Origin of the sequence: Mycobacterium sp. 050272 (assembly GCF_039023525.1) — a bacterium.
Classification (GTDB): domain Bacteria; phylum Actinomycetota; class Actinomycetes; order Mycobacteriales; family Mycobacteriaceae; genus Mycobacterium.
Window position 1 is genome coordinate 183919 of the sequence record NZ_JBCHKV010000006.1, and the last position, 24506, is coordinate 208424.

At 64.8% G+C, this 24506-nt stretch carries 23 protein-coding genes and 1 pseudogene; 13 read left to right on the forward strand and 11 right to left on the reverse strand.

Features of this window, described 5'->3' with window-relative positions; all coding sequences use genetic code 11:
• The first annotated feature begins 19 nt into the window (after positions 1–19).
• Together AAHS21_RS15035 and AAHS21_RS15040 are read left to right on the forward strand one after the other, a co-directional pair.
• Complete coding sequence (locus AAHS21_RS15035; protein WP_342928413.1) at positions 20–646, forward strand: TetR/AcrR family transcriptional regulator; 627 nt, start codon at positions 20–22, stop codon at positions 644–646.
• A 33-nt stretch (positions 647–679) separates the two neighbouring features.
• Positions 680–2335, forward strand: a complete 1656-nt coding sequence (locus AAHS21_RS15040; RefSeq protein WP_342928414.1) for an AMP-binding protein — start codon at positions 680–682, stop codon at positions 2333–2335.
• Positions 2336–2804: 469 nt separating this feature from the next.
• Here AAHS21_RS15040 and AAHS21_RS15045 read toward each other — a convergent pair whose 3' ends face one another.
• From AAHS21_RS15045 to AAHS21_RS15065, 5 genes are all read right to left on the reverse strand, one after another.
• Positions 2805–3614 carry an enoyl-CoA hydratase/isomerase family protein gene (locus tag AAHS21_RS15045; RefSeq protein WP_342928415.1) on the reverse strand — a complete coding sequence of 270 codons (810 nt, stop codon included), beginning with the start codon at positions 3612–3614 and terminating at the stop codon, positions 2805–2807.
• A 105-nt stretch (positions 3615–3719) separates the two neighbouring features.
• On the reverse strand, positions 3720–4094 hold the full coding sequence (locus tag AAHS21_RS15050) for a hypothetical protein (RefSeq protein ID WP_342928416.1): 375 nt from the start codon (positions 4092–4094) through the stop codon (positions 3720–3722).
• Entirely contained in the window at positions 4085–4417 is a 333-nt protein-coding gene (locus tag AAHS21_RS15055; protein WP_342928417.1) for a hypothetical protein, read from the reverse strand. Before AAHS21_RS15055 ends, AAHS21_RS15050 begins: the two co-directional genes overlap by 10 nt.
• A gap of 406 nt (positions 4418–4823) precedes the next feature.
• Positions 4824–5657, reverse strand: a complete 834-nt coding sequence (locus AAHS21_RS15060; RefSeq protein WP_342928418.1) for an SDR family oxidoreductase — start codon at positions 5655–5657, stop codon at positions 4824–4826.
• Positions 5658–5683: 26 nt separating this feature from the next.
• Positions 5684–6832, reverse strand: coding sequence for an acyl-CoA dehydrogenase family protein (locus AAHS21_RS15065; protein WP_342928419.1), 1149 nt, complete (start codon positions 6830–6832; stop codon positions 5684–5686).
• Positions 6833–7027: 195 nt separating this feature from the next.
• Between AAHS21_RS15065 and AAHS21_RS15070 the strand changes: the two genes are divergently transcribed.
• The 5 genes from AAHS21_RS15070 (at position 7028) to fdxA (ending at position 11451) form a co-directional block, all read left to right on the forward strand.
• Positions 7028–7819 (forward strand): enoyl-CoA hydratase-related protein, encoded by a 792-nt coding sequence (locus AAHS21_RS15070; RefSeq protein ID WP_342928420.1) that lies wholly within the window; start codon positions 7028–7030, stop codon positions 7817–7819.
• Between the two features lie 157 nt (positions 7820–7976).
• Positions 7977–8786: an enoyl-CoA hydratase-related protein gene (locus tag AAHS21_RS15075; protein ID WP_342928421.1), complete on the forward strand. Its 810-nt coding sequence runs from the start codon at positions 7977–7979 to the stop codon at positions 8784–8786.
• 52 nt (positions 8787–8838) lie between these two features.
• Positions 8839–10002, forward strand: coding sequence for an acyl-CoA dehydrogenase family protein (locus tag AAHS21_RS15080; protein WP_342928422.1), 1164 nt, complete (start codon positions 8839–8841; stop codon positions 10000–10002).
• Positions 9999–11114 (forward strand): acyl-CoA dehydrogenase family protein, encoded by a 1116-nt coding sequence (locus AAHS21_RS15085; protein WP_342928423.1) that lies wholly within the window; start codon positions 9999–10001, stop codon positions 11112–11114. The genes AAHS21_RS15080 and AAHS21_RS15085 overlap by 4 nt, the downstream gene beginning before the upstream one ends.
• Before the next feature lie 4 nt (positions 11115–11118).
• Positions 11119–11451: a ferredoxin gene (gene fdxA, locus AAHS21_RS15090; protein ID WP_342928424.1), complete on the forward strand. Its 333-nt coding sequence runs from the start codon at positions 11119–11121 to the stop codon at positions 11449–11451.
• A 42-nt stretch (positions 11452–11493) separates the two neighbouring features.
• Here the strand turns inward: fdxA and fabG are convergent, their stop codons facing one another.
• From fabG to AAHS21_RS15110, 4 genes are all read right to left on the reverse strand, one after another.
• Entirely contained in the window at positions 11494–12249 is a 756-nt protein-coding gene (fabG, locus tag AAHS21_RS15095) for a 3-oxoacyl-ACP reductase FabG (RefSeq protein ID WP_342928425.1), read from the reverse strand.
• A 90-nt stretch (positions 12250–12339) separates the two neighbouring features.
• A complete protein-coding gene (locus tag AAHS21_RS15100) occupies positions 12340–13515 on the reverse strand; it encodes a CaiB/BaiF CoA-transferase family protein (RefSeq protein WP_342928426.1) in 1176 nt (391 codons plus the stop codon).
• Positions 13512–15245, reverse strand: coding sequence for an AMP-binding protein (locus AAHS21_RS15105; RefSeq protein ID WP_342928427.1), 1734 nt, complete (start codon positions 15243–15245; stop codon positions 13512–13514). Before AAHS21_RS15105 ends, AAHS21_RS15100 begins: the two co-directional genes overlap by 4 nt.
• A 3-nt stretch (positions 15246–15248) precedes the next feature.
• On the reverse strand, positions 15249–16787 hold the full coding sequence (locus AAHS21_RS15110) for an FAD-dependent oxidoreductase (RefSeq protein WP_342928428.1): 1539 nt from the start codon (positions 16785–16787) through the stop codon (positions 15249–15251).
• A gap of 402 nt (positions 16788–17189) precedes the next feature.
• Here AAHS21_RS15110 and AAHS21_RS15115 point away from each other — a divergent pair, with 402 nt between their 5' ends.
• From AAHS21_RS15115 to AAHS21_RS15140, 6 genes are all read left to right on the forward strand, one after another.
• Positions 17190–18311: an NDMA-dependent alcohol dehydrogenase gene (locus AAHS21_RS15115; RefSeq protein WP_342928429.1), complete on the forward strand. Its 1122-nt coding sequence runs from the start codon at positions 17190–17192 to the stop codon at positions 18309–18311.
• Between the two features lie 126 nt (positions 18312–18437).
• On the forward strand, positions 18438–19706 hold the full coding sequence (locus tag AAHS21_RS15120) for a cytochrome P450 (RefSeq protein ID WP_342928430.1): 1269 nt from the start codon (positions 18438–18440) through the stop codon (positions 19704–19706).
• A gap of 8 nt (positions 19707–19714) precedes the next feature.
• Positions 19715–19927: a ferredoxin gene (locus AAHS21_RS15125; protein WP_342928431.1), complete on the forward strand. Its 213-nt coding sequence runs from the start codon at positions 19715–19717 to the stop codon at positions 19925–19927.
• Positions 19928–19982: 55 nt separating this feature from the next.
• The gene (locus tag AAHS21_RS15130; protein WP_342928432.1) at positions 19983–21506 is read left to right on the forward strand and encodes an aldehyde dehydrogenase family protein; all 1524 of its coding nucleotides are present in this window, start codon (positions 19983–19985) and stop codon (positions 21504–21506) included.
• 276 nt (positions 21507–21782) lie between these two features.
• Positions 21783–22379 carry a TetR/AcrR family transcriptional regulator gene (locus tag AAHS21_RS15135; RefSeq protein ID WP_342928433.1) on the forward strand — a complete coding sequence of 199 codons (597 nt, stop codon included), beginning with the start codon at positions 21783–21785 and terminating at the stop codon, positions 22377–22379.
• An 85-nt stretch (positions 22380–22464) separates the two neighbouring features.
• Positions 22465–23508, forward strand: coding sequence for an MBL fold metallo-hydrolase (locus tag AAHS21_RS15140; RefSeq protein ID WP_342928434.1), 1044 nt, complete (start codon positions 22465–22467; stop codon positions 23506–23508).
• Positions 23509–23664: 156 nt separating this feature from the next.
• Here AAHS21_RS15140 and AAHS21_RS15145 read toward each other — a convergent pair.
• Both AAHS21_RS15145 and AAHS21_RS15150 read right to left on the reverse strand, forming a co-directional pair.
• Positions 23665–24135 (reverse strand): annotated as a pseudogene (locus tag AAHS21_RS15145) (CAP domain-containing protein); the annotation flags it as partial.
• A 16-nt stretch (positions 24136–24151) separates the two neighbouring features.
• Positions 24152–24499, reverse strand: coding sequence for a DUF732 domain-containing protein (locus AAHS21_RS15150; RefSeq protein ID WP_342928517.1), 348 nt, complete (start codon positions 24497–24499; stop codon positions 24152–24154).
• Positions 24500–24506 lie beyond the last annotated feature (7 nt).

Below are 24506 nucleotides of genomic sequence, written 5' to 3' on the forward strand. Positions count from 1 at the left end.
GCACGGCGAGGAATGCCAGATGGATAACGGTGCGACGCGCGCGCGGCAGCGTGACCCGGAACGAAAGGAGCGGATTCTGGCCGCTTCCGCCGAACTGGTCGCCGAGCGTGGGTACCACAGCGTGGGTCTCGTCGACATTGGAGCCCGGGCGGGCATCGTGGGCTCGGGGATCTATCGCCACTTCCCCAGCAAGGACGCGATCCTGGTGGCACTTCTCGACAAGGTGATGCGACGGCTCAGTGAGGGTGCCACGGCGATCATTTCGACAACGGGCAGCGATCACGAAGCCCTGTCAGCGCTGGTGGACGACCATATCCAGATCGCGATCGAGGACCGTGCGGTGCTCGCCGTCTATCACCGCGAGGGGCACAACGTTGCGCCGGAACAGCAGCGAATGCTGCGCCGGGCCCAACGACATTACGTGGAGGAGTGGGTGCACGTGCTCGGCCACCTGCGTCCCGACCTCGCCGACGCCGAGTTGCGGGTCGCGGTGCACGCCGCCATCGGCGCCATCCAATCGACCCTGTTCTTCCGCAGCGGACTACCGCCGCTTCGGCTCGCCGAGCTGCTCAGGACCGCCGCGCACGGCTGTCTCGGCGTGGCGCCGGCGCGAAACATTGTGAACAAGGAATCACTAGAGCGTTGATCGGCTGGGATAAGCGTGACACAAGGAGCTGCGATGGACCCGGATGTGACCACCCTGCGAGGCAGGCGAGCAACGCGCCGATGGGAGCGGACGTCGGTAGGTGACGTGCTCGAACGGCTCACCTGGAGCTACCCCGACCAGATCGCGGTCGCCGGATGGCCCGGCGCCTATGGGGACCAGCGGTTTGCCCAGCTGACCTATCGTCAGGCAGACCAAAGCGCAAACCGATTCGCGCACGCGCTCGCATGTGTCGGACTTCAACCCGGCGCGCGTGTGCTGCTGTTCTGCGAGAACTCCGTCGAAGCCTGCCTTGCCAAGATCGGCATCGCGAAGGCCGGAATGGTGGCCGTCCCCGTCAACCCCAACCTGGCTCCCGATGTGGTTAAACATCTCATCGAACTAACCGAACCAGCCTTCGCGGTGGTGGACGCCGAGTTGTGGCCACGCGCCGAACCCGGATTCAGCGCGGCCGGCCTGCGCCCTGGTGTGACGATCACCATCGGCGACACCCCCGTGGTTGGCACGCCGAGTTTCACCGAGCTGATCGACGACAAACCCGACACCGAGCCGGATGTGGAGATCCACGGCGACGACATCTGGGAGCTCCTGTTCACCTCGGGCACCACATCGATGCCCAAAGGTGCAATGGTGTCCCACCACTGCACCTACCTCGCGGCGATGAACTTCGCACTTTCGCTGACTCGCGGTCTCACCGTGGAATCCGACCTGCGCCTGGCCACGTTCCTGCCGATCACCTACCACGTCGGCGACCAGATCTTCATGTTCTCGGCGTTTCTCAGCGGAGGCAGCCTGCTGATCGGCCGAAAACCTGTACCCGACGTGGTGGCAAAGGCTGTCGACGCCCGGCGGATCACCGCGCTGTGGGCCGGCTCACCGCAATTCGTTGCGTCCCTCGCCGACGAGTTCGAGGCGCACCCAGAGTTCGACCCAACCAGCCTGCGCGTGCTCGTGTACGGGTGGGGGGCACTTGCCCCGAAGCTGCTCGACCGGTTGATGCAGCTCTGCGGCCCAGAACTGGTGACGATGGGCATCTTCGGTCAGACCGAGGCGATCGCATGTCATCGGTTCTGGCCCGCGAAGTGGCCCGAGGTGCACGGCGCAACCGCACCGCAGACGAACTACGTCGGTGTGCCCAGCCCGCTGCTTGCTTCCGACGTCGTCGACGAATCTGGCCAGCCTGTGCGCGGCCAGCCCGGTGAGGCGGTCTACCGATCGCCGATCATGACCGCCGGCTACTACCGCAACCCAGCCGCCACACGCGAAGCCTTCCGTGGCGGTTGGTTTCACTCCGGCGACAGTGCCTCGATTGACCGCGACGGGCTGCGAATCATGGTCGATCGCTACAAAGACATCGTCAAGTCCGGTGGAGAGAACATCTCGAGCATGCGCGTAGAGGCTGTGCTGCACACCCACCCCGACGTAGCGCGAGCGGCAGTCATCGGACTGCCGCACCCATACTGGGGCGAAGCCGTCACAGCAGTCGTCACACCCCTAGCCGGGCGCGCGCCCACTGAATCCGATATTTTCGCCTTCTGCCGTCAGAGGCTCGCCGGCTTCGAGACCCCTAAGCGCGTTGTGTTCGCCGACAAGCTACCCGAGACCGTCGGAGGCAAGATACTCAAATACCGGCTCCGCGAGCAGTTCGCTGCGCTCTACCAGACCGACTAGCGGTAGCGCCGCATGCCAATCCGCAGGTCGGGCCCTTCGCCAGCCCCGCAAGCGGAAACAGTGCCATCTGACAGACATGTTCGCAATCGACTGGATCAATCAGTCATCGAACCGCACCTGCCGACACCGCGGTCAAGTCAATCTGCGGTGACACGCTGGGTTCGACGCCATTCAGTGACGACGGCGCCAGGACATGACGATGTCCGGGCGGATTCACTGTGGAGTCGCGGCATCAACATCTCTTTCTTCACCTCCTTCGTGACTTCGTCACACCCATGCACTGTTGGTTCTAACTTCTTTGTTGTGGCGAACTCCGCAAATGCCGTTGAAGCAAGCGACAGCGGTTGACCCCGCGCGAGCAAGATTTCTTGCCCTCAAGCGACGTTGATCGCGAACCGATACCTCAACAATTCAGAGCGCCCCGCCGCCGGTCACAATCGCGGTCCAGCCCTCCAGACGTGTGTCATCGTCAATCATCCGTTGACAGAAGGCCAAACCGTGGCGGACGCTTTTCGCGGTGCGCTGCCAACCCCTCTTGGACGTCGGGGCCGCCGAATCCGAGAAACTCCATGCCGAGCGAGGCCTCGAAAGTGGGTCCAAACATTCGATACCAATGGTTGAGGCTGCGCTTGGTCCCGCGGATAGCAGCCTGCGCGCCGTCGGACAGCCGAGCGGCAATGCGATGTGCCGTTGCCAAGACTTCATCGTCGTCGACACACATCGACACCAAACCGATTCGCTCGGCCTCCGCACCGGAAAGCGGTTCACAGGTAAGCAAATAATATTTCGCCTTGGCCATGCCAACCAACAATGGCCAACAAATGGCGGCGTGATCGCCAGCCGCGACACCAAGGCGCGTGTGCCCATCAATGATCTTCGCCGTGCGGCTCGCGACCGAGATATCGGCGAGCAAGGCGACGACCAACCCAGCGCCCACCGCGGGCCCCCGAATTGCAGAAACCACCGGCTTGTCGAGGTTGACCATATTGAGGACCAAGTCACGTGCCTCACGCATGATGCGCAGCCGGCTGTCGTAGTCCGAAATCATCGCGTCGAGCAAGTCAAAGTTGCCACCGGAGGAAAAGGCTGGCCCTTCACCGCGAACCACCACAACACGCACGTCGGGATCCCGTTCGATGACGGGCCAGATGTCGGCGAGGTCACGATGCATACCGAGGCCGACCGAATTCAGGCCAGGCGCATCAAGAACCATCTCAAGGACACCTTCCTGGGCTTGGCCGAGCCTCAAACTGGGGAATTCAGAGTAATCGGTGGGCATTTCGATCTCCTTACTGTGTGTTGGTGTCGATGTGCGGGTCTTCGCGGCAGGCCGTCGGGCACTCTTTGGTGCAGCCGCCGAGGTCCCGTCGGGTGTTGTCAGTGGCTAGTCGGCGCGCAGGACGAGTCCATCGCCCCGGTCGCCCGCACCGCGTAGGGCGGCCACCGTGCAGCCGGAACCAAGTCGGGCCAGCTCAAGGGCGGCGTGAAGAGTGATCCGCGCGACTGCCAATCGATGGCCGATCGCGATGGCTCCGCTACTGACATTCACTCTCCGCGGATCGACGCCGAGTCCCTCCATAGAAGCCGGGGAGACCGCCGCGAACGCCTCATAGGTCTCGATAAAGTCGAGCTGGTGGACCGAAAGTCCCTTGAGGCCAATGGCTTTCTTGACCGCGTTGGCCGGCTGCGAGCGAGGCACGGAATCCGGGCCCGCGACCATGCCGTGAGCGCCGATCTCGGCCAGCCGCGTCAGACCCAACCCGCGCCTTGGCCTTGTTCACCACCACCACCGCAGCGCCGTCGGAGATCTGCGACGCGGAACCGGCGGTGATCGTGCCGTCTTTGCGGAAGGCGGGCTTCAATCCAGCCCAGCGATTCGCCGGTGGTGTTGGCGCGGCTCCCTTCGTCCTGGGTGGAGTCCAGCGGGTCCCCTCCGGGCTGCGGGATCTTGACCGGCACCACCTCCTCGGCGTAGACACCGTCTTTTTCATGCCGCAGCAGCCTTTGGTGTGACTGCGCAGCGAGATCGTCCTGCTCCGCGCGGGTGAACGAACTGATCGACCTCGTTGCGCGCTCGGTCAAAGCGCCCATCGTCTGATCGGTGAAACGGGCCGTCGTAGGCTATGTCGTCGAGCACTATGGCATCGCCGTACCTATAGCCAGGGCGGTTGTCCATCAAGAGGTGCGGCGCCTGGCGATCGCGCCGAGATCGCTGCCCGAAAAAGTCCTTCAGGGAACCCGTCAGCTTGCCGACCGGCGTACGAACCCCAGCAACAACCGCAGACGGCGTCATCGATATCAAAGCCTCCAAAGCGGGCGTGCTCACGATTTTCGAACGTGGCCCCTGCGTCGCTACCTGGCGGGCGGTTGAGCCGCCAAACTCGGTGAAACGTGACTAGCAACCGCCTGCATGAACAACCGCGCGCGCTCGCCCCCACGCTGACATGACGGCAAGCTCACGCACGCAAGATCCGCAATCGCGCGGCACTCAGTCCACCATGCTGTAGCCACCGCTGACGCTGAGGATCTGACCTGTGATCCAAGAGCTGAGGTCAGAGCAGAAGAACAGGATCGCGTTCGCCTGGTCGATAGGTTCGCCGAGCCGGCCAAGCGGATAGGCCTTGACCAAGTTCTCCTCACCGCCCCACTTTTCGATCAGCGCGCTGGCGCCCGGGGTCTTGGTGGTGCCCGGCGACACTGCGTTGCATCGGATGCCGTAACGGCCGGCTTCTTTGGCGAAGGCCTTCGTAAAGCCGACTACCCCTCCTTTCGCGGCACTGTAGGAAACAAGGAAGGGTTCGCCGATTCGGCCGGCGTCTGAGATCAGATTCACCACCGTTCCCGATTTCTGCTCACGCATGTGGTCGTAGGCCGCCTTGGTCATCACCATCGTGCCGATCAGCGTGACGCCCACGTCGAGTTGGTACTGCTCATAGGTGAGGTTCTTGAACAGATCCACACTCCACGCCGCAGCGTTGTTGACGAGGATGTCGAGCCCACCCAATTGCTCTACCGTGGCGCTCACCGCGTCACGCGCGCGCTGTGGGTCGCGCACATCCACCGTGACGGCGGTCGCTGTGCCGCCCGCCTGTTCGATGATGGCGGCCGTTTCCTTGGCGGCAGCCTCGTTGACATCCGCCGCAGCGACTCTCGCTCCTGAACGTGCGAGAAGAGTTGCTACCTCGCGCCCGATTCCGCTACCCGCGCCGGTGACGATCGCGCAGCGCCCGGTCAGGTCGATTTCGACTGACATGATTGTTCCCTTCATCACTATTGGGTGTCTTTCTTGGATGTGACCCTGCCGCTCGGCAAAGGGCGGCAAAGTCTGTGCGCCGCGGCGGTTGCCGATCAGTCGGCAAGCCCGAGTTGGGCGGCGATGATGTTTTTCTGAATCTGCGACGTGCCGCCGAAAATGGTCATGACAAGGGTGTCTCTGACATAGGACTGCATCTCGCTTTCCATGCTGTACCCCATGCCGCCCATGAACTGCATACCTTGCAGTGCTACTTCCTTCGCGGTCTCCGTCGCCTGCAGCTTCGTGATGGAAGCCTCACCCGGCGCTGCTTCTCCGGCTGCGAGTAACGCCGCGGTGTGCTCCACCAGCAGCCGGGTTGACAGCAGCTTGGCCGCGCTCTCGGCAAGGCCGTGTTGGAGTGCTTGGAAGCGACCAATAGGTTGGCCGAACTGGCGCCGCTCCTTCACGTACCGGAGCGTCTCATCGAACGCGCGCTGCCCAATGCCGAGGGCCTCGGCCGCAATGATGAGGCGCTCGCTGTTGAGGCCGCGTACCAGCACGCGCCAGCCTTGGTCGATTCCTCCGACGATCTCGTCATCGCCCGCATCGACGTCCTCATAGCGAGTGATGTTGGTGTCGATATGTCCGAGCATGTCGAGCCGTTCGAAGCTGACGCCGCGCCGGTCCATCGGCAAGAGGAACAGGCTCAGCCCTTGATGCTTAGGCACGTCGGTGTTGGTGCGGGTGACCACCAGAACCCAGCGGGCATGGTTGGCGTTGCTCGTGAAGGTTTTTTCGCCGCTGAGCTGCCACCGCGAGCCCACCTTGCGCGCCCGGGTCTTGACCGCAGCTGCGTCAGAACCGGTATCGGGCTCGGTGATCGCGATGGACAGGATGTCACCGGCAGCGACGCCGGGCAACACAGCACGTTTCTGTTCTTCGGACCCGTACTTGAGCAGCGCCTGCAGTGTGATCACTGTGGTCAGGTATCCGCCGACCGGGACGCGATGGTAGGCCAGGCGCTCGGTCAGCAGGGCGACCTCTGACAGTGTTCCCCCGACTCCTCCGTACTCCTCGGGGATCGTCAGCCCGAGCCAGCCGGTGCTGGCAAGTTTGCCGTAAAGCTCGTCGTTGTGGGCGACGGTGCCGCCCTTGGTCAGCTCGCGGAGCTTGTGCGATGGGCATTCGCGCTGGCAGAAGCCATCGACGGCGTCGACAAACGCCGACTGCTCCGGTGTCGGCTTTCCGCGGAACGTGAGCATTCGGAACTCCCTTGTTTTGGTCATGACGAACAACCCGGCGACTGCACGCCCCCTGGTGTAGGAGCAGCTGGCACGCGTGCAGTCCTTCGCTTCCCGGCTCGGTAGGCGGCGCAAGACTGGCACATTGCCTTATAATCAGTACTACGATAAGGTCCGGGTTGCAAGGGTGCAAGCGTAAGCGCTACTGGAGGTTCGATGGCTATCGCCGCAGGCGACACGAAATTCGTCCGCGTCGAGGTGCAAAGCGGGGTCGCACTGTTGACGGTGGATCGCGCGCCGGCTAACGCGCTGGATCTGCAGGTGGTGCAAGAGATCAGCCGGGCGGCTTCGCAGGCGGCGTCATTGCCCGAGGTCGGTGCCATCGTGGTCACCGGACACGGAGAACAGTTCGTCGCCGGCGCCGACATCAAAGTGATGCGCGACATCGATCTGGCCGGATTTGCGTACTTTGTCAACACGATCCAACGGGCCCTCAACGATCTGGAAGCGCTGCCGTTGCCGGTGATCGCTGCGATCAACGGTAACGCCATGGGAGGTGGCCTCGAGCTCGCCCTCGCGTGTGACCTGCGGTTCGCTGGCGAACGCGTGCGGCTGGGCGTTCCCGAAGTTCGATTGGGCCTGCTTCCCGGTGCCGGAGGAACGCAGCGGCTGTGCGAGACGATCGGCAAGGGCCGCGCCCTGGAATTGTTGTACACCGGCCGGCCATTAAGCGCCGCCGAAGCGCACACGCTCGGCCTGGTCAACAGGGTTGTGGAGGGCGACCATGTTGTCGACGAAGCCGTCGAATTCGCCGGACAGCTTGCGTCAGGAGCGCGCCAGGCCATGCGCCACATCAAGTCGTGTGTGCTCGCACGACTGGACGGGGGCCGTTCCGAAGGGTTTCGGGCCGAGTCCGCCGGGGTTGTCGAGCTGTTCGCCGGTGAGGAGGCGCGCGAGGGTTTCGATGCCTTCATCGGTAAGCGGTCGCCCGACTTCGGCTATGGCTAGGCGACGTTCGCGTCTACTGCCGGCCGGCGACCAGCCCAGAACGTTCCGGCGTGACGGGTCGGCCGCTTTCTGCACGTTGGATATCCAAGTCCACTGAATATCGATAACCGAGGCCCATTCCGCGGCCCGGAAATGTTGGGAAGGAGCAGTTGTTTCGATGAGCAGTTCAATGGTGCAGTTCTCCGACATCCTCTACGAAGTCAAGGATGCCGTCGCCCGGATAACGATCAACCGCCCGGAGAAATTGAACTCGTTCACCCCGCACACGCTCAGGGAGTTGACCAGGGCGGTGCGACGTGCCGGTGAGGACGGCGACGTCGGGGTGATCGTGCTGACCGGTGCCGGCGAGCGGGCATTCTGCGCGGGCGGTGATGTCAGCGTGGAGGACGAGAGCACTTTCAACGCCGGCGATGAGTCCTTTGACGAGTTGGTCAAGCAGCTCTACCGCGCATTTCGTGAGTGCCTCAAGCCGGTGATCGCCCGGGTGGATGGCTATGCGATCGGCGGCGGCCACCACATGGCCTACGCCTGTGATTTCACCATCGCGTCCGATCGCTCGGTGCTCGGACAAAACGGTCCGCGCGTCGCCAGTCCAGCCGAGGGATGGCTGGTGAGCTACCTGTGGACGGTGGTCGGGATGAAGCGGGCCAAGGAAATCTGGATGTTGTGCAGGCGTTACTCGGCCAAGCAGGCGCTGGACTGGGGGCTCATCAACGCCTGTGTGCCGCAGGAGGACCTGGATGCCGAGGTCGCGCGTTGGTGCGACGAGTTGCTGGCGCTGAGCCCGACGGTGCTGAAGCTGGTCAAGAAGTCCTTTGACGACTCCGTCGCGGCCATGCGGGAAGCGCAGGACCGGTTCGGCATCCTCAACCAGGTCAACCCCGGCTTCTTCGCGTCGGGCGAGCAGACCGAAGGTGCCGACGCCTTCATGAACAAGCGCAAGCCCGACTTCTCACCCTGGCGGTGACGATGACGGGCTCAACTGGTGACGGCGGCGAGAATTCAGGGAGACGTTGACGATGGAGTTGGCGTACTCCGACTCAGAGCTGGCCTTCCGTGACGAGGTACGCGACTGGCTGACGGCCAACGTGCCGACTGACCCCTTACCGCCGGCCTATACGGCCGAGGGGGTCGCCGCACACCGGGAATGGGAGAAGGCGCTCTATACCGCTGGCTACGCGGCGCTGCACTGGCCGCAGGAGTACGGCGGCGGTGGCGCTGACTTCATGCGCCAGATGCTGTTCGACGAGGAGTACCACCGGGCCGGCGCTCCGCAGCGGTTGAACCGGCTCGCCCTCGGACTAGCGGGCCCCACCATCATCGAGTTCGGCACGACCGAGCAGAAGCGGCGCTGGCTGCCGGGGATGCTCAGCTGCGACGAGTTGTGGTGCCAGGGATTCTCCGAACCAGGTGCGGGCAGTGACCTGTCCGCTGTGCGGACTCGGGCGGTGCTTGACGGGGACGATTTTGTCCTGAATGGCCAGAAAATCTGGACATCATTGTCCGCGTTCGCCGATTGGATGTTCGCCCTGGTCCGCACGGACCCCGGCCAGACTCGGCATCGGGGCCTGACATACATCGTGTTGCCGATGGACAGTGCTGGCATCGAGCTGCGACCGATCCGCCAGTTGCACGGCGAGCCGGGTTTCGCCGAGGTGTTTTTCACCGACGTACGCGTTCCCGCCACAAACGTCATCGGAGAAGTCGGTGACGGGTGGCGGGTGGCCATGGCGACGCTGGGCTACGAGCGCGGCACCGGCTTGGGCAACCACGTACGGCTGTCCAACGACGTACGGGAGCTGGTCGAACTTGCCGAACGTGCGGGCGTCGCCGACGATCCGGCATGGCGCGACGAGATCGCCTCGCGATTCGCCGAGGCTGAGCTTTTCCGCCGGTACATGCAGCACATCGCCAGCCAGCTCGCCGCGGGCAACGGCGTCGGTTTTAGGTCCAGCCTGGTCAAGTTGTATTGGTCGGAGCTCGACAGCAGAATCCAGGAAACGGCCCTGCAGATCCTGGGTCCCTTCGCTGAACTCGCGGACGCCCCGTCCTGCCCCGATGGGGCCGGGTTTCATCGCCGGTACTGGCACGCTCGAGCGTCGCGAATCTTCGCCGGAACCAACGAGATACAACGCAACATCATCGGCGAGCGTTTACTCGGACTTCCACGGGAGGCTCGGTGAACATCGACCTCACACCCGACCACAAAGAACTGGCGGCGGCGGCACGCGAATTCTTGCGCACCGAGTGCCCGCCCTCGCGGGTCCGTACCGCCTGGGATGCCGACCGGGCGGTAGACCGGTCCGCGTGGGCCCGGCTGGCCGAGGTGGGGTTCCTCGGTGTCGTGGTGCCGGAATGTTTTGGCGGGCTAGGACAGTCGGATCTGGAGCTCGCTTTGCTGCTCGAGGAAGCCGGCCGGGTCGCACTCCCCGACCCGCTGCTGGAGACGGCGGTGGCGGCGCTGACGATCGCAGACATGGGCAGCGACCGCCAAAAAGAGCGGTGGTTGCCCGCCATCGCCGCAGGCGAACTCGTCGCCACCATCCAGCCCCCTGGGGCGCCGTTCGCTGTCGTCGACCGTTCATTCGACCTTGTCGTGGTGGCGATCAAGGACTCTTTGCACGCCGTACCTGTGAGCGACTGCGACATCGAGGCCCACGAAGCCTACGACCGCGCCCGCCGCCTGGCGACTGTTCACGCCCAAGCCAGCGCCGATACCGTGTTGCCCGGCAGCACCGGCCGCGCGGACTGGTTAGCGGTGCGCGCCTCCGTGGCCGCCGCCGCCACACTCGTAGGCATCGGGGCGCACCTCGTGGAAGCCACGGTCGACTACGCGCGGCAGCGCGAGCAGTTCGGCAGACCGGTCGGATCGTTCCAGGCCGTCAAGCATCAACTCTCCAACGCCTATCTCGCGGTCGAATTCGCCCGGCCGGCGACGTGGGTCGCCGCGCACTTGGTCGCCAGCGGGTCAGCGGAAGCGCCGACGGCCGCGGCGGTCGCCAAGAGTTGCGCGTCGGAAGCGGAAAAGAGCGCCAACGACAGCGCTTTGCAGTGCCACGGCGGGATCGGCTTCACTTGGGAGCATGACCTGCACCTGTGGCTCAAACGCGGGAAGGCACTGGAACAGGCGTACGGGACCGGGCGCGAACACCGTGCCCGGATAGCCCAGACCATCTTCGGCCCCCTCGGCCGCGTGAAGCCGACAACCCCCGTTCTGCCAGGTGCCAGCCGACGGTCATCCGCCACGTCCAGCATGACGTCGCAACGGGGTTACACAAATAGTAGAGAAAGGTGAATCCGTGACTTATGTGATTACCGAGGCATGTGTCGACGTTCTCGACAAGACATGCATCAAGGAATGCCCGGTCGACTGTATCTACGAAGGCGAACGGATGATGTACATCCACCCGGCCGAATGCATCGATTGCGGAGCGTGCGAACCGGTCTGCCCGGTGGAGGCCATCCACTACGAAACCGATCTCCCAGACGACGTAAGGCACTATCTGCAGATCAATGCTGACTTCTTCGCCGAAATCGGCTCTCCCGGTGGCGCGCGCCACCTCGGGAAGATCAGCGCCGATCCCGCTATCGTCAAGAACCTGGAGGTAAGGAGCGGCACCGGAGGGCTGTAGTGTTTCCGTGCCCTGCAGCTGTCGGTCAACGCTAGGCCAACGCTAGGCCATGGTGAGGCCACCGCTGACCGACAGCGTCTGTCCGGTGATGAATCCGGCGTCCTCGGACGCGAGGAAGGCTACCGCGGCGGCGACCTCCTCCGGCCGGCCCAACCGCTTCATCGGCACCGCCCGGGTCATCGCACCAATCACCTTGTCGGCATCGGCTTGGCCTTCGACGATCTCGCCCAGCAGAGGGGTGTCGGTCGGCCCCGGGCACACCGTGTTGGCGGTCACCCCCGCGCGGGCGACCTCACGAGCGATCGTCTTCGTGAATGCGATCACCGCGCCCTTGGCTCCCGAGTACACCGACTCCAGCGATGAACCGACGCGGCCGGCGTCCGAGCCGATGTTGACGATCCGGCCCCACCGGGCCTCGATCATGGTTGGTAGCACGTCGTGGGTGGTCCGAAGCACGCCCTTGTAGTTGATCTCGATCACGCGTTGCCAGAACTCCTCGTCGGTATCCAGAAAAGGTTTGAGCTCGTCCCACCCGGCGTTGTTGACCAGGATGGAGATCGGTCCCAGCTGCCGGCGAACCTCGGTCAGGCCCTCCTTCACCGACGCCGGGTCGGTGACATCCACGGCGACAGGCACGGCGGTGCCGCCGGCTGCGGCGATCGTCGCTGCCGTTTCTTTGGCTTCGTGGTCGCGCAGATCGACCACCGCGACGTGGCGGCCTTGCCGGCCGAGCGCCAGCGCGATCTCGCGTCCGATTCCCCTAGCGGCGCCTGTGACGACGGCGACACGTGCCTGCATGTTCACTCTCCGATGATGCTTCTAGTACCCAGGTCCTGCGTCGGTTACCTTACAATAATCATCCTCGTCTGCGTTGAGTTGTCGCCGAGGTCACTCCATGACCGCGCCGGCCGTCAGCAGCGTTTCGATCTCGTCCCGGGAAAGGCCGATCTCATCGAGAATCTCGCGGGTGTGCTGACCGGGCCGGGTGACGACCGATCCCGCGGTTGGCTTCCACGCGCTCATGCGCGGCAGCGGGCCAACCGCACCCGGCGCGTCTAACAATCCTCTGCGCTGCGCTGCGTCGAACGCGTCGGGCAGCGACCTCACGGGAGCCACAGCGGTGTCGACCTCGTCGAGTCGGGCCAGCCATTCCGCGAGGGAGGCAGCGGAGAAGGTCTGCTCGAATGCGGCCCGCAGCTCGCCCCATCGAGACTGGTCGGCATAGGCGGGGATCAGGTCGGGGCGGCCCAGTGCTGTGCAGAGGTTGGAGAAAAACTTCGGCTCCAGGGAGGCCACCGACAGCCACTGCCCGTCGGCCGTGCGATAGCAGTCATAGAAGGGCACCGCCCCCGACAGCAGGCCCCGACCCCACGACGGGTCCGGCGCGGAGGCCCGCGTCCACGACTGCACCACCTGCAGCAGGCCGAGCAGCCCCTCATACATCGACACGTCGACGTGAGTCCCCCGGCCGCTGGCCTGGCGGCCCAGCAGGCCAGCCAGGATGCCGAACGCCGCGAGCAAACCTCCTGCGGCGAAGTCGGCCACCACGTTGACGGGTATGCCCGGACGCTGGCCATCGCGTGTCGTCGCCGACAGCAGGCCCGATTCGGCGATGTAGTTCAGATCGTGTCCGGCGCGCATCGCCAGCTCCCCGGATTGCCCGTAGCCGGTCAGCGAGCAATAGACGATTCCCGGGTTTCGCGCGGCGACGGTGTCATAGCCCAATCCGAGCCGCTCGCAGGTTCCCGGCCGGAACCCCTCGACGAAGACGTCACTGCGCTGCACCAGTCGCAGGGCGATCTCCAGGGCTTGCGGTTGCTTGAGGTCCAGCACGAGTGATCGTCGGGAGCGATACAGCGGGTTGATGCCCTGTCGGCGTGCCCGCTCGCCGCCGTAACCGGGTAACTCGCCAAGTCCGCTGCCGCTTCGCGCTGCGGCCGGGGCCTCCACCGTGATCACCTCCGCGCCGAGGTCGCCGAGCAGCATGGTGGCAAAAGGCCCTGGGGCCAGCGCGGACAGATCCAGCACGCGCACCCCGGACAGCGGGCCGGTCTGATCGCTCATGCCGTTCCCTCAGCTGCGCGATCTGCGGTTGACGGCGCGGTGTCGGCCAGCACACCTGCCGCGGACGGCCGATGGTGAGCCGGGGTTGGGTCTTCGTTACGTGCGTGAGCTGCCAGGTCCTTGATTGCGAGGTTTCGAATGAGCCCTTTGTCGACCTTTCCACCGGCGTTGGTGGGCAGCTCATCGAGGACGATGAGCCTTTCGGGGAGCTTGGCCTTGGCGAGCTGGCGGCCGAGCAGAAACGCGCACAGATCGTCGAGCCGGGGCGGAGTGGCTGAAGCGGGCACCACTGCGGCGCAGGCCCGCTCACCGAGCCGCTCATCGGGGATTCCCACGATCGCAACGCCGGCCACGTCAGGGTGCTCGAGCAGCAGCTCCTCGACTTCCCGCGGGAAGATGTTGGTGCCTCCCCGCAAGATCATGTCCTTGATGCGCCCCACGATGCGGAGGTATCCACGGTCGTCGAGCTCACCGACGTCACCGGAGTGGAAGAAACCCTCACCGTCCCACGCCTGCCGGTCGTAGTCGGGCTCGTTGAGATAGCCGTAGGACTTGTTCGGCCCACGCCAGCACAGTTCACCCGCGTCACCGGGCGGCACGGGGTTGCCGTCCGCACCGACCAGCACAACCTCGACACCGGGACAGACCGAGCCGACGGTGGCGTGGCGTAGCTCGTCTGGATCGTCGATCGATGTGATGGCGGGCACTCCCCCGTCGGTGGCCCCGTAAATGGTTTGCACGCGGCAGCCCATCCGTGTTTCGAGGTCGCGCGCGGTGGCCGGGGGCAGCGGGGCGCCCGCGTTGTTGAACCGGGTGAAGTGCGACAGGTCGTACTGCTCGAGTGGGAGGTCCAGCATCATGATCATCTGAGTGGGCACGGCGGTCGCGTAGGTGCACTGTTCCCGGATGATCAGGTCCAGCGCGGCCCGCGGCTTCCAGGTTTCCAACAGCGCGGTCGTCGCGCCGACGAGCAGCGGTGCCAGCACGGGGAAGACGTAGCCGGTCGAGCCCGTGCTGGCCGGCGCGATGGCGGCGGCGACGTCGCCGGGGCCGATGTGGAGACGACGGCCCATGTGGTGGACCAGCAGGGCGACCAGGTCGTTGGAACTCCACACCGACGCCTTGGGGATACCCGTCGTTCCCGACGAGGACATGACGTGTGCGGGGGCGTCGGGGCTCGGGCGATGCTGGTCGAGCTCGGCTGGGGTCAAGGGCGCCGCGTCAGCAGCCAGCGATTCCAGCGCACCGCCTCGGGCCGTCAACACGTGTTCGAGGTCGGGTAACCCGTCACGCAGCGTCTCTGCCAGGCCGAGGTAGTCGAAGCCACCATTGTCGTTGAGGACGATCAGCATCGGCGCCCGCACCGTGCCCAGCAGGGACCGCAGCTCAGCGCCGCGCCAGCCGGTGCTGACCGGCAGAAACAGCGCGCCGACCCTGTTGCACGCCAGGTGCAGCGCCGGCAGCAAGACGCAGCCGGGGAGGTGGATGGCGACTGGATCGCCGGGCCCGATACCGTGATCGAGCAGGACCCGCGCAAGGCACAGCGACAGGTCCCTGAGTTCGCCGTATGTCAGCCTTTCGCGGGAATCGATGACCGCGGTCTTTTCGGGATGCCGTCGTGCGTGGTCGTCGACGACGTCCGCGATCGTCTGGTCGCCCCACACGCCCATCTCACGGAACCGGGCCGGGGCTGAGCTGGGCTGCATCCAAGGAATGTGTCGGTCGATCATGTCTTAGCTCCTTCGCAGAGACTGTGTTGTGGACCTGGGTTGGGATGCCGACTGTGCGTGCGGTTTCGGTGGGCTCTCGGGCACACCACTGGATACGTCCGGGTCATCGTCGTGTTCGCCCGGCCGGGCTCGGGGTGCCGGCCCCGGCGTCCTTCGGGCCTCGCGGGCCAGGGGTTGGGCGCGATCGAGCATGGCGGCCAGATCCGGGGTCTTGACCCGGGGGCTTCCTCGGCGCTCACCCGCCTGAATTTCGTGGGAGTCCAGCCGCCGCCATCCCGCCCAGTCCACGACCTCGACCCCGCGATGCTCTAGCAGTTCGATGACCGTCCGGTGGGGGTCGTATCTCGGCGGTGCGAGGTCGGGCAGGTCGGCGAGCAGGTTCTTGACGGTCTCGGCGGCGTCGGCCCGATTGGTGCCGATCACCCCACTGGGGCCACGCTTGGCCCATCCGGTCACGTACTCGCCCGGCAGGACATCGCCCTGTTCGTCCATAAGGCGGCCCCCGTGGTTGCGGATGGTTTGCGTGCCGCTGTCGTAGGGCAAGTCGGCGATTGGATGCACGCGGTAGCCGACGGCATGCAGCACCAGGTTCACGTCGAGGATCTCGTATTGGCCCGAACCGCGCGCCCGGCCGTCGTCGGTCAGTTCGTTGCGTTCGACGACCACGCCATTGACATGATCGTCGCCGAGGATAGCGGCGGGGCTTCGGAGGAATCGCAGGTGCAGTCTTCTCGGTTTGCCCTGCAGCGGCCGATCCGCCCACTGCCGCAGCGTTGAAATCATGCGTTCGAGCTGGGGCTTTCCCGACAGCAACGCTCGCTCGCTTTCGCTCAACGCCAATTCGGTCGGATCGATGATGAGGTCGGCGTTGGATAGCTCGCCGAGTTCGCGAAGTTCCACCGGTGTGAACTTCATCTGGGCGGGGCCACGTCGGCACAGCAGATAGATGTCGGTGATGCGGCTGGAGCGAAGTGCGGTGACGACCCGGTCGGGCACGTCGGTGGCGGCGATTTCCTCGGCGCTGCGCGCGAGCACTCGCGCGACGTCGAGGGCGACGTTGCCGGCCCCGACCACGGCCACGCCCCGACCGTGCAACGGGAAGTTGTGCTCAGCAGCGTTGGGATGTCCGGAATACCAGCCGACGAATTCTTTGGCCGCAAAGCTGCCCGGCAGGCGGCTACCGGGTATGTCCAGCACTCGGCCGTCTTCGGCGCCGAACGCGTAGATGACGGCGTCGTAACATTGTCGCAACTCGTCTCGGCTGATATCACGGCTGAAGGAAACGTTTCCCAGAAAACGGACCGTGGCTGAATGGGCGAAGGGTGCGCCCAGAACGCGGGTGACCGACTTGATCTTCTGGTTGTCCGGCGCGACTCCGTACCTGACGAGCCCGAACGGCGAGGGCAACCGTTCGAACACGTCTATGTGCACCAGGTGACTCGACTCCACAAGTTCGGTCACCGCGTACAAGCCGGCGGGCCCCGCGCCGACGACAGCGATCCGTGCGCGGGCCTCGCCGCCGGGGGCGAAGGTGTGCGTCACGCCGACCTCGTCGTCCGCTGACCAGCCGGGCCGCCCCCTTCAGGGCCGTCAGGCGATGCCTGTGACCGCGAGGGGAGGCTAATTTTCATCATGTTATTTAGGTACCTCTTCGATCTGTTCGACCCCGTCCGGCATCCAAAACTCCTGGCTCCTTGCTCGGTAAACTGGCCGAAACTTTGCGCTGGCAATCAGCGGTACGGGCAAAGTCTGGAGATTCCATTCTTGTCAGCGATGTGGATATGACGTATGATCATCATACTCAATGACATGAGTCACATCAACGGCGGCTTGTGTCACATACCGACAACGACGACGGGCCTTCGATTCGACACGCGTGTTCGGGTAGCCGGCGTCGCGGCGTGGATGGGTGTTCGGTGTGGTTGTGTCGACGAAGGGAGTTTCGTGAAGACTCGGGCGGCAGTGCTCCATGGGCAAAACGAGCAGTTCAAGGTGCAGGAGGTGGATCTCGACCCGCCGGGCCCGCATGAGGTGAGGGTGCGCCTAGCCGCAACCGGCCTCTGTCACAGCGACTACCACCTGGTAACGGGCGATCTTCCGATGCCGTATCCGGTGATCGGCGGCCACGAAGGGGCCGGTGTCATCGAAGAGATCGGCGCCGAGGTCACGTCGGTCGAACCGGGCGACCATGTGGTGTTGTCCTTCATCCCCGCGTGCGGGCACTGCCGCTCATGTGCGACCGGACACTCCAATCTGTGCGACCTGGGTGCCAGCATCCTGGCCGGTCCGCAGCTCGACGGGACTTATCGATTCCACGTCGGAGAGCAAGGCGCTGGCCAGATGTGCTTGCTGGGAACGTTTGCCGAGCACACGGTGGTGCCTGATGTGTCGGTGGTGAAGATCGATCAGAGCGTTCCGCTGCGCACCGCAGCCCTGATCGGGTGCGGCGTGCCCACCGGCTACGGGGCGGCGGTCAACAAGGCGAAGGTGCGGCCCGGTGAATCCGTGGTCGTTTGGGGCGCCGGCGGAATCGGCATGAACGCGATCCAGGGGGCTGCGACGTCCGGTGCCCGCGTCGTCGTGGCCGTCGAACCGGACGAGGTCAAGCGCAAACTCGCCTACGAGGTGTTCGGCGCGACGCACGTCGTGGACCCGAACGCCGTCGATCCGGTCGAGGCGGTCCTCGAGGCCACCTGGAACAGGGGGGCCGACGTGTCCATCGCCACGCCCGGCGTTCTGACCGAGGCGATCCTGGCGCAGGCGCTGCAGGCGCTGGGGAAAGCCGGACGCGCCGTCCTGGTCGCCGTGCCCCCCGCCGGCGCCGACCGCCTGCCCATCGCTCCCTTCGACGTCGTGATGTTCGAGCGGCAGATCCTCGGCACCGTGTACGGCAGCTCAAACCCGTTCTCCGACATTCCCCAGCTGATCGACCTCTATCAATCCGGCAAATTGAAGCTCGATGAACTGGTGACCAACACCTACTCGCTTGATCAGATCAACGACGGGTACGAGGCCATGCTCGCGGGTCGCAACATCCGCGGGCTGGTCATCCTGTCCGACGACTAGCCGCCGAGCCGAAGAGGTGGTTCCGCCCGGGCGACGCGAGTCTGTCTCGGCGGCAGCCTCCACGCGTTACCACGTAACACCCATAGCCATTCATAGCCATTCGTGAAGATTGGAGCGAATTCAACAATGACGACACATGAGCTCAACATCGATGATGAACGACCCACCCGGCTCGACGCCGACGCGGCTGACAAGTTCATCGAGCATCTGAGCATGCACGACCGGGAGGTCCAGCGCCACCGACTGGCAATCTATGAACGGATGCGCGAGGCGTGCCCGGTCGGGCACTCCGTCGAACACGGCGGCTTCTACGCCTTCTCCACCTATCGTGACGTCTACGACGCTGCGCACACCCCCGAGCGGTTCTCGTCGTTTCCGGTGACGATACCGCCGTTCGGCAATCCCGTCCCGATGATTCCCATCGAGGCGGATCCCCCCGGCCATGCCAACTACCGCGCCCTGGTGGGCCAGCGATTCAGCCCCAAGCGGGTCGAGGAAATGGACGGGCAGATCCGGTCACTCGTTACCGAACTGCTCGACAACATCGAGGGCAAGCGCGACGTCGACCTCGCCAAAGAGGTCGCGGTCCAGCTTCCACTGCGGGTCATCCTTGAGCTCTTCCTCGGAATCCCAAAGCAGGACAGCGAGAAGATGTATGAACTCGCCGTGCAGATGCTGCAGCCGGATCCGGACGACTCCGACGAACAGAAGCACGAGAAAGCCGCCACGGCGGGCCTGGGGCTGATGACCTACTTCGCCGGGCTGCTCACGAAGCTCCGGGAGAATGGCCACGGTGATGACCTGATCAGTGAGCTGGATCAGGCGCACGTCGAGGGCATAAAGCTGACCGATGAAGAAATCCTGGGCTTCTGCCTGCTGCTGGTGCCCGCGGGATTCGACACCACGGCGAGCGCGATCGGCCGGATGTTGCAGCTGTTCGCGACGGACCGCTCGATTCGCGAGGCGATCAAAGCGCGAATCGAGGACTCGCAAGCACTCGACGTTGCCATCGAAGAGCTGATCCGATACATCTCCCCGGTGCCTGGTCTGGCTCGAACCGTCACCGAGCCGTGCGAGTTCGCTGGGCAGAACCTCAGCAAGGACGATCGCCTGCTTCTGTTGTGGCCGTCGGCGAACCGGGACCCCGAGGAGTTCGTCAATCCCAACGAGTTCGTGGCGGATCGCAAACCCAACCGCCACGTCGGGTTCGGTTCGGGCATTCATCGCTGCCTGGGCGCCCATGTTGCGCGCAAGGAGATCAAAGTGCTGCTGGAGGAGATGTTCCGGCGTGGCACACCCGAATACCGGCTGCATCCCGAGAAGCCACCGGTGTGGCACACCGGTGACACCTGGGGCGTGAAGTCTTTGCCGGTGATCTTCGAGGCCGGGTCGTGAGGAATCCCGTGACCAGCAAATCCGCAGAGGTCACCGTCGACCTCGGCCGGTGCATGGGCCATGCCCGCTGCCACTCACTGGCGCCAGCGGTTTACGAGTTGGACGACGAAGGAAAGTCTGTCGTCATCCTCAATCCCGTTCCGCCGGAGTTGGTCAAAGAAGCAGAGGAAGGCGCACAGGCGTGCCCCGAACACGCGATCACAATTCGCTACCGCGATTGACAGCTCGTCGCCAGTTGACCAGACCCGTCTTACAACCAGCAAAGCGAGACCCAAGATGACAATGACAGCACCGGTGAAATCCGATGTGCGATGGCGCTTCGAGCAATACATCGGCGGGACGTGGCGTCCCGCCGTCAGTGGCAAACGCAGAGAGGTCATCGATCCGGCCACCGCCTCCGTCGTCGGCGATGTCGCCGACGGAGGGATCGCCGACGTCGAGGCGGCGGTCGCCTGTGCCCGCACGGCCTTCGATGAGGGCTCCTGGGCCGGCCTGGACGTGCGGAGCAGGGTCCGAGCGCTGCAGCCGGCCGTCGACTACCTGGTGGAAAACCAGGACACCCTCCTGGACGCGGAAATCGCTGAATGCGGGTCACCGATCAAGACGGCAAGCGCTCTGCATGTCGGATTCGCCTTGGCCCACAGCCAGCATTTCCTCGATGTGGCCCCGAGCCTGCGACTGGAGCAGCCATTGGGGTTCCATTCGCCGCCGTTCAGCGTCAGCCACGTCGTGCGGGAACCCGAGGGCGTCGTCGCGGCCATCACCCCCTTCAACTTCCCGCTCTTGTTGGCCGTGTGGAAGGTCATTCCCGCGCTGCTGATGGGCAACAGCGTCGTGCTCAAGCCCAACCCGCGCACGCCGCTGTCGGCGATGCTGCTGGCTGACGCGTTGTCGCGCACCGATCTTCCCCCCGGGCAGTTCAACGTCGTCACCGGGGACATCGAAGTGGGCCAATACCTCGTCGAAAGTGCTCTGGTGGACCATGTCACGTTCACCGGCAGCACCGGGGTTGGGCGCAGCGTCGCCGCCGGGGCTGCACAGACGTTGAAGAACGTCACCCTAGAGCTCGGCGGAAAGTCGCCGTCGGTCATCCTGCCGGACGCCGACTTCGATCTCGTCGTGGACGGCGTGCTGTTCGGCGTCAACTTCTACGCCGGGCAGTGCTGTGAAGCGGGCAGCCGGGTCTTCGTGCCACGCGGGCGGGAAAAGGAACTCATCGACCGGCTGGTGCGGCGGGCCGCCACGATCAGACTCGGAGACACGCGCAACCCGCAGACCGACCTCGGCCCGGTGATCTCGGCCGACAAGGTTGCCGAGCTGGAGCGCGTCGTCAACGATGCCGCAGTCGCCGGCGCCACTGTGGCGTGTGGTGGTCGTCGTGCCGAAATCGGCGACGGCTACTTCTTCCAGCCGACGGTGATCCACAACGTCGACAACGACATGCCGATCGCCCGTCAGGAGCTTTTCGGCCCGGTGCTCTCGGTCATCGGGTACGACTCCGTCGACGACGCGGTGCGCCTGGCCAACGACACGATTTACGGCTTGGCGGCGACGGTGTGGTCCACCAACATGGTCAACGCCTACAAAATCAGCCGCCGCTTGCGCGCCGGTACGGTCTGGATCAATGACCACCACCAGTTGCGCCCCGACGCACCGTTCGGCGGGTACCGGCAAAGCGGCCTCGGCCGCGAACTCGGCGACGACGGATTCCTCGATTTCACCGAAGCCAAACACGTTTACATGAGCCTGACCAACGATCGCCAGTCGCGCTTCTGGTCCCTGATCCTGCCCGAGGAGTAAGGGCGCCTTCCCAGCTCGCCCGCGGCGACCGAAAGCCAGCGCCCAGACCGACCATCCCCGTGATCGCCGACCGGATGGGCGTGCCGGCCCCTGGCGGCCGAGCCGACGAACACGTCGCGGGGCTCGGTTGCGGTGGTCTGCCCCGTGGAACCGTTCATCACCCGCGCCGTCGGCATGTTAACCACTGTTAGCATCGGTGCTAGACGGCGGCGGCGCCGGGACAGTTCAGGACAGAAGCAGGCGACGCTGGATGCGGCCACTCGAGAGGAGCGGACAGTGAGCGGGGCGATCGTTACTCAACGGACGCGGGGCGGCGAACGTCGTGAGCGTATCCTTGCCGCGGCCGCCGGACTCATCGCCGAGCGAGGCTATCACGCCGTGTCGATGACGGATCTCGGTGTGGCGGCCGGAATCGTGGGACCGGGAATCTACCGGCATTTCGACAGCAAGGCCGCCGTGCTCGCGTCGCTGTTCGAGCGGGTGATCGACGCGCTGCTGGAGCGGGCCTCGTCCATCGTGGACCAGGCTCGCGATGAGCGCGAGGCGTTGACCGCGCTGGTCGCCGACCATGTCTCGCTGGTGATCAACGACCGGGAGCTGGCGATCGTCTATTACCGCGAGTTGCACAACTTGTCCGATGAGCAGCGACGCCGCCTGCGCCGCAAGCAGCGACTGTATCTCGAGGAATGGGTGCACGTGGTCGCGGAGTTGCGCGCGGAGCTCGACGAGGCCGATGTCCGCGCGGTCGTCCATGGCGCAATCGGCGCGATCCAGTCGATCCTTCACTACCGCGAGACCGGCTTGCCCGCCGAGCGGGTCGCTGCCCGTCTGGCCGCCATGGGACACGCGGTCCTCGGCATAGCAGCCAGCTAGGGGCGTGCTGGGGGATTGTGAACAATGAGTAACATTTGTCCCGGGTGACGGTGGGCGTCGGAACCTCGACAGGAGGAACACAGCCATGGCCGAGGCGCCGGGGGCCGTTCAGCGGCAGGCCTGGGTAGACGGCGTGCTGCCGCCGGTCGAGCAGGTGCGGCCGGGATTGTGGTCGATCCCGGTGCCGATCCCAGATAATCCGCTGCGATACGTGCTGGTATATGCCTTCGAGCTGCCTGACGGGGTCGCCATTGTCGACGCCGGCTGGGACACCGAAGAAGCGTGGACGGCGCTCGTCGAGGGACTGTCCAAGGCCGGATGCGACATCACCGACGTCTCCGCGGTGCTGATCACGCACGTCCACCCCGACCACTACGGATTGGCTGGTCGGGTGCGTGAGCATTCCGGAGCATGGGTCGGGGTGCACCCGGCAGATGCCGCGGTGTTGCCGACGCGCTACGGCGAGGTGGAACCTCTCGTGACGAGTATGCGAGACCTGCTGATGGACTGCGGGGTGCCTGAGACCGAGTTGGACGAACTGAGCTCGGCGTCACTTGGAATCCGACAGTTCGTCCGGCAGGCCGAACCCGACCGGTTCATCGACGATGGCGATCGTCTCCCGTTGCCGGGCTGGAACCTGCGCGCGATCTGGACGCCCGGCCATTCGCCCGGGCATCTCTGCTTCGCGGAGCCCGACCGCAGGCTGATGCTGACCGGCGATTGCGTGTTGCCGCGGATCACCCCGAACATCTCCGTGCATCCCCAGCAACCCGCCAATCCCCTCGCCGACTTCCTCGCCTCGCTGACCAAACTGCGCGGTTACCAACCCGACGAGGTGCTTCCCGCCCACGAATACCGCTTCGACGCGTTCACAACCAGGCTGGACGAACTCCTCACCCATCACCGCACGCGCCTTGGTGAGATCGAACGCGTGGTGACCGACTGCCCTGGGTCAACCTGCTGGCAGATCACCACCGGACTGGGGTGGTCGCGGCCCTGGGCGCAAGTACCCAACTTCATGCGTCGCGCCGCCAACGGTGAAACACTGGCCCATCTGGCACTGTTGGCGGCCGAGCACCGCGTACGACCGATGTGCGACACCGTCACCACATGGTGGCCCAGCCAATGATCACCGGCAATCCTCTGCGATGGCCGATCCGCCGGAGTGCCCAACGGGTGCTGCTGATGTGAGTCAAACTCATCATGAATAACCTGACCAGTGGTGAGGCCGACGGCCGATGTAGCCGCTTCGCTTCGATCTGCGGGAGCTGGCCCACTCTGGCTACCCGTAGACGGCGACCACCACGGTGCGGTCGAAACCGTTCTCCGACCACACGCCGATGTGAGTATGGGCGCAATCGGACATGATGGCGAGAAATGCCGGGTTGTCATACCACCGGCTAATCAACTCCACACCGCTGATCGCTAGGGCCGGATTGATCGCCACCGTTTCGGCCACCCGACCCTGGAAACCGGCTGCCTTGGCGCGGTCTTGCGGCGTCGAACCGTCAGACCCGATATCACTGTCGAGGTCGCGATTGTTCAGCACATCCCGGGTGTGCCATTCGGCGGCACGTTGCAGTTGCGGGTTGATCGTGACGTCGTTGGTGCAGCCTGCCTGATGCTGAATGGTGTACACGTTGGCGACGACCGCGTCGTTGAGTCGTTTGTTGTCGCCCTGTGCGATCGGCGCGCCAATCACAGCACCGACGGCGACGCTCACCACGGCCGGCACGGTCAACAGCAACTGCCGCATGTTGATCTCCTCGATGTCAGCCGTCGTCTCTAGAGGGCGGCGGGCGGTCATGTGCAGCGGAGTTCCTGAGTTGCCAGATCAACGCCGGGCAGAGTTCGTTGACCGACTGGGTGATCAGATAGGAGGCCTGATAGTCGTCGGCGGTGTGGAAATCAGCCTGCAGATCGCCGATAAGCTGCCCGTAGCCTTCGCCGCTGGACACCTTGTCGCAAATGCCGTAACCGTAGCTTAAGGCTGCGTCGGCGTTCGCAAAGCCGTAGCCGGGCCGCACGGTCACGTTGACCAGATAGGCCACCGAGTCTGCATGCGCGGCAGGCGCGTGCGCGGTGGCCACACCGAGCGCTGCCGCGCAGCACATCGCCATGCAGACG